This window comes from Arthrobacter sp. B0427-1-12 (assembly GCF_059092905.1).
The window spans coordinates 1-1,414 of sequence record NZ_JBNHIC010000148.1 but is presented as its reverse complement, the minus strand read 5'-3'; the positions used below and the strand labels follow the sequence as shown (position 1 = coordinate 1,414).

At 64.1% G+C, this 1,414-nt stretch carries 2 protein-coding genes; both read right to left on the bottom strand.

The annotated features are described in order from the left end of the window. Positions 1-59: 59 nt before the first annotated feature. Positions 60-821, bottom strand: coding sequence for an SDR family NAD(P)-dependent oxidoreductase (locus AC5RWU_RS24240; RefSeq protein ID WP_493986720.1), 762 nt, complete (start codon positions 819-821; stop codon positions 60-62). Next, a complete protein-coding gene (locus AC5RWU_RS24235; protein WP_493986719.1) occupies positions 818-1,318 on the bottom strand; it encodes a MaoC family dehydratase in 501 nt (166 codons plus the stop codon). Before AC5RWU_RS24235 ends, AC5RWU_RS24240 begins: the two co-directional genes overlap by 4 nt. Between the last annotated feature and the right edge of the window lie 96 nt (positions 1,319-1,414).

Below are 1,414 nucleotides of genomic sequence, written 5' to 3'. Positions count from 1 at the left end.
GGTAGTGGTTGTGATGAATCAGATTCTGCTGTATTGCTGGTTGTCGCCCCGAGCGGTGGTCATGCCGACCACACGAGTCCGCCGTCCACCCGGATGGTGGACCCGGTCGTGAACGATGAATCGGGACCGGCCAGGTAGCGGACGGCGCCGATGACTTCGCCAATCTCGCCGGTGCGTCCCATCGGCAGGGTCTCCTTCGACGACAGCCGTTCCCACAGCTCCGGGGGCCAGTTCTCCGACACGTCGGTCCTGATGGGGCCAGGCATGACCGTGTTGACACGCACGGCCGGCGCGTGAGCACGTGCCAGTCCGACCGTGAGTGCGTTGACACCGGCCTTCGCCATCGCGTACGGCAGCTCCATCGGGCTGGCCTGGATGGAGGTCACGCTCGAGACGTTGATGATCGAACCTCCGTCCGCGTCCGCCATGGCTTTCGCCGCGAGGGTGGCGATCCTGAACGCTCCGCGTAGGTTCACCGCCAAGACCTTGTCGTACAGCTCCTCGCTGACGTCTACCAGCGAGGAGTATAGCGGCGACATGCCCGCATTGTTGATCAGGACGTCGATGCGTCCGAATTCGGCGAGAACCCGCTCGATCAGCAAGTCGCAGTCGTTCCATCGCCCGACGTGACACCCGATGCCCAGCGCGAGCACCCCGAACTCGTCCTGCAACGATGTCGCGAGCTCTTCGCACGCCTGTCCGTTACGGCTCGCGACGACGACCGTGTCGCCGTCCGACGCGAAGGCTCGACAAAGCTCGCGGCCGATGCCACGGCTACCTCCTGTCACGACGACGACGCGGCCCGTCGCGCGGGGCGTCATTTGACTGCCGCCGGAGTCGCTGCGGCCTCGCCATCGGCTGCATGGGTGCTGGGACGCCGACGCACGCGAATGCTCTCTCGTCCGCAGGCCAGCAGGTCGCCGTCCTGGTTGCGCACCTCCACGGCGTGAACCAAGATGCCGAACGCATCGTCCTCGACGATCGCGTCGGCGATCTCACGATGGCAATAGATGGTGTCACCGATGTGCAAGGTCTTGGTGAATCGCAACTCGTCCCACCTGACGGTGGCCACTGCGCCGGTCGGCCAATACCAGTTCCAGTCGTGCTGTGCGAACATACCCACCGAGAGGGCCATCTCGATGAAGCCGGCCGCGATGCGCTGGCCCGATCTGGAAGATGCCATCGCGTGCGCGTCGAAGTGGATTGCGGGGAAGTCGTGCTCGATGCTGCCCCACGTTAGGAAGTCCGCTTCGGACATGGTCCGCCCAGAGGTGCTGGCCGATTCACCGACTGCGTAGTCCTCAAGGTAATCCTTCATGCTATTCGCCCTTCCGTTCCGCGAGCATGCCGTAACGCGTCGAAACGATGACCTCGTCACGCTGGTTGAACGTCGAATGCGAGAACACGATCTCGC